Annotated in this window: 4 protein-coding genes and 1 pseudogene; 2 read left to right on the plus strand and 3 right to left on the minus strand. The window is 62.8% G+C overall.

The genetic code is table 11. The features are described 5' to 3' along the window. Positions 1 to 393: pseudogene (locus tag EN879_RS28850) on the minus strand (MFS transporter); the annotation flags it as partial. Positions 394 to 616: 223 nt separating this feature from the next. Here EN879_RS28850 and EN879_RS28855 point away from each other — a divergent pair. Then, positions 617 to 1,615, plus strand: a complete 999-nt coding sequence (locus EN879_RS28855; protein WP_063168230.1) for a DUF1624 domain-containing protein — start codon at positions 617 to 619, stop codon at positions 1,613 to 1,615. After that, on the plus strand, positions 1,612 to 2,088 hold the full coding sequence (locus EN879_RS28860) for an isoprenylcysteine carboxylmethyltransferase family protein (RefSeq protein WP_024501351.1): 477 nt from the start codon (positions 1,612 to 1,614) through the stop codon (positions 2,086 to 2,088). The genes EN879_RS28855 and EN879_RS28860 overlap by 4 nt, the downstream gene beginning before the upstream one ends. An 85-nt stretch (positions 2,089 to 2,173) precedes the next feature. Here EN879_RS28860 and EN879_RS28865 read toward each other — a convergent pair whose 3' ends face one another. Together EN879_RS28865 and EN879_RS28870 are read right to left on the minus strand one after the other, a co-directional pair. Beyond that, positions 2,174 to 2,560, minus strand: a complete 387-nt coding sequence (locus EN879_RS28865) for a MerR family DNA-binding transcriptional regulator (RefSeq protein ID WP_013531113.1) — start codon at positions 2,558 to 2,560, stop codon at positions 2,174 to 2,176. 157 nt (positions 2,561 to 2,717) lie between these two features. Continuing rightward, positions 2,718 to 3,393, minus strand: a 676-nt coding sequence (locus tag EN879_RS28870; protein WP_164774636.1) for a magnesium transporter, incomplete at its 5' end; no start/stop codon positions are given.

Genomic DNA, 3,393 nt, shown 5'->3' on the forward strand with positions numbered 1-3,393 from the left:
GTCCATGATGTAGAGGTTGAGCGTGATCGACAGCGCGCTGGCGCCCATCACCCGGCACAGCATGCCGGCCAGTTGCCCGGCAAGCGTGTCGGTGACGAAGAACAGCGAGCCAATGGCCAGCAGGCAGGCGCCCGCCGTGTAGACCCAGCGCCGGGCGAAACGGCGGATCAGCATCGGCATGAACAATGTCACCGACAGGCCGAGCATCGCCACGACGGTGTAGAGGATCGAGACGATCTGCTCGTTGTGCAGGATCTCGTAAGCCTGGATCGGGATGACGCTCGACACCGTGGCGCGGGCGAAGGATTCGACCGCATAGAGCGAAGCGAAGGTGCGCGCGTCCGCGGCCTTGAGGGCCGGTAGCCAGATCGGATGGCGCACATGGGTGGACATTGCTTTCCCCGAAGCAGATTCACCGGGTCAAATCTGCCGTGGCGACCTCAGCGCCAATAAGAGGAAACCGACGTGCATCCGGCAAAAGCGAAGCCGGCCAAAGGCTTTCCGGCACTGGCCCAATGCCGCGGCTGATCCGGCGCTATCGGCAGGGTTGCCGGTCTTCTTTTGTCCCGGGCAACCGTGATAGTCCTCCAGCGGGGCTGAATCAGAATGCGAGACCATGAGCATCCAAACGCCGACCGCACCCGTTCAGGATCGACCAAAGCGCATCGTCGCCATCGACATCGTGCGCGGCATCGCGCTGATCGCCATGGCAAGCTACCATTTCACCTGGGATCTGGAGTTCTTCGGCTACACCGATCCCGGCCTGACCGCCTTCGGCTGGTGGAAGATCTACGCGCGCTGCATCGCCTCGACCTTCCTGTTCCTGGTCGGCGTCAGCCTGTATCTCGCCCACGGCCGACAAATCCGCTGGAACGGCTTCTGGAAGCGGTTCGCCATGGTCGCCGGAGCCGCGATCGCGATTTCGGTCGTCACCCGCATAGCCACTCCGGACGGCTTCATCTTCTTCGGCATCTTGCACGAGATCGCGCTGGCCAGCCTGCTCGGTCTCGCCTTCCTGCGCCTGCCGGCGCTGCTGACGCTTGTCGTCGCTGCGCTCGTTATCGCCGCCCCCGTCTATCTGCGCTTCGAGGCCTTCGATCACCCATGGCTGTGGTGGGTCGGCCTGTCGGCGACCAATCCGCGCTCCAACGACTACGTTCCGCTGTTTCCGTGGTTCGGCGCCGTGCTTGCGGGCATCGCGGTGACGAAACTCGCCGCAGGTGCCGGCCTGCTTGCCAGGCTTGCCAATCTGGCGCCCGGTCGCTTGGCCAACCCGCTGGTCTTCATCGGTCGGCACAGCCTGGCTTTCTATTTGATCCACCAGCCGCTGCTGATCGGCTGCGTCTGGCTGTTCTCGCAGATCATGCCGGCGCAGGTCGAAACCCCGCAGGTGAATTTCCTCAAAACCTGCCAGCTGTCCTGCGAGCAGTCGCGCGACACCGAGTTCTGTACGAGCTACTGTGTCTGCATGCTCGATACACTCGAGGGCGAGTCCACGCTTGATAGGCTCTACAACAACGATCAGACTGCGGAGTGGAAAGCGCATTTGTCCGATCTCGCCGGCATGTGCACCGCCAAGACCGACAGCAAGTTGATGGAGGGAGGGGCCGAATGACCGAGAACCAGCCGAAGCCGGGGCTCATACCGTGGCCGCCGCTGATCTACATCGCCGCCATCGCCGTCAGCATCGCACTGGGCCTGCTCTATCCCCTGCCCTGGATCGGCGACCTGCTGGGCGATATCCTGTTCGCGGCCGGCTGGGTGGCGCTGTTTGCCGTCGCCGCACTCTGGTTCACCGCGATCCGCACCATGATCCGGGCCAAGACCACGCTCAACCCCAACGCTGTACCCGATCACCTGGTCACCACGGGTCCCTTCGGCGTCACCCGCAATCCGATGTATCTGGCCAACACGCTGCTGTTGATCGGCGTCGCCTTTGTCTCGGGCATCGTGTGGTTCCTGCCGCTGGCGTTCATCGCCGCCTATGCCACGCAGAAGGTGGCGATCGAAGGCGAGGAAAAGGTGCTGGCGGCAAAATTCGGCAAGAAATACCGCGACTACGCCAAACGCGTGCGCCGCTGGATTTGAGCTGGCTTTCAAGCGGCCAATCTCCCCCCTCGTGGGGGAGATGTCCGGCAGGAGAGAGGGGGGCGCTGTCCCTCAAACTCTCTGCCTACGTATTCACGCCAAGCTCCACCAGCCGCTCCACACAAGACTCCTCGGCCTGGTCGAGTTCAGCCAGCGTCTCCTCGAGGTCGCGGCGTTTCTGCCGGAGATCCTCGCGCTTTTCCTCGATGCGCTTGATCATCAGGTTGAGCTGGCCGACTTCGCCGGGCGGCTCCTTGTACATCTGGATGATTTCGCGAATCTCGTTGATCGAGAAGCCAAGCCTTTTGCCGCGCATGATCTGGCGAATGAGCTGCCGGTCGGAGGGGCGAAACAGCCGCGTGCGGCCGCGCCGCACCGGCTGCACCAGCCCTTCGTCCTCATAAAAGCGCAGCGTCCGCGTCGACACGTCGAACTCGCGGGTCAACTCGGTGATCGAATAATATTCTCGCATTGCCACTCCCACACGCCGAAACACCGGGGCGATCGCCATGGCGGCGTCACCCTTCTGTCCCGAACCAAAACCCATGCCATGCCGGAATCGACATGGCGCCCCGCGCGAGCCTCGCACGGCATTTACGTAAAAGTCAATTGAGCCAAAAGGCGTGCCTTCAGGGCACGCCGAACCACCACGTGGCAATGCCGAGAAATGCAAAGAAACCGACGACGTCGGTAACCGTGGTGACGAAGACCGCCGAAGCGACCGCCGGATCGACCTTGAAACGATCGAGCAGCAGCGGGATCAGGATGCCGGCCAGGGCGGCCACGAACATGTTGATGATCATCGCCGCCGCGATGATCCCGCCCAGATTGGGATCACGGAACCAGGCTGCCGCGACGATGCCGATCAGGATGGCGAAGACGATGCCGTTGATGAAGCCGACACCCATCTCGCGGCGAATGATGCGGCCGGCATTGTAGATGTCGAGATCCCTGGTCGCCAACGCCCGCACGGTGACGGTCATGGTTTGCGAGCCGGCATTGCCGCCCATGCCCGCGACGATCGGCATCAGCACCGCCAGTGCCACGATGTGTTCGATCGTGCGGTCGAACAGGCTGATCACCGACGCCGCCAGGAACGCGGTCAGAAGGTTGATCAGCAGCCACGGAACGCGTGAGCGCGAGGTCGAAAAGATGCTGTCGGAAAGCTCTTCGTCGCCGACGCCGCCCATGCGCATCAGATCTTCCTCGGCCTCCTGCTGGATGACGTCGACGACATCGTCAATGGTCAGAACGCCAACCAGCCGTTCGTTCTCGTCGACGACCGCGGCCGACAAAAGATCGTAC

Source organism: Mesorhizobium sp. M7A.F.Ca.AU.002.02.1.1 (assembly GCF_003998535.1).
In the GTDB taxonomy this organism is placed as follows: domain Bacteria; phylum Pseudomonadota; class Alphaproteobacteria; order Rhizobiales; family Rhizobiaceae; genus Mesorhizobium; species Mesorhizobium ciceri.

Bases quoted from the DNA above. Each gene is read 5' to 3' on its own strand.
- EN879_RS28855 (WP_063168230.1), top strand. From the start codon at position 617: ATGAGCATCCAAACGCCGACCGCACCCGTTCAGGATCGACCAAAGCGC.
- EN879_RS28860 (WP_024501351.1), top strand. From the start codon at position 1,612: ATGACCGAGAACCAGCCGAAGCCGGGGCTCATACCGTGGCCGCCGCTG.
- EN879_RS28865 (WP_013531113.1), bottom strand. From the start codon at position 2,560: ATGCGAGAATATTATTCGATCACCGAGTTGACCCGCGAGTTCGACGTG.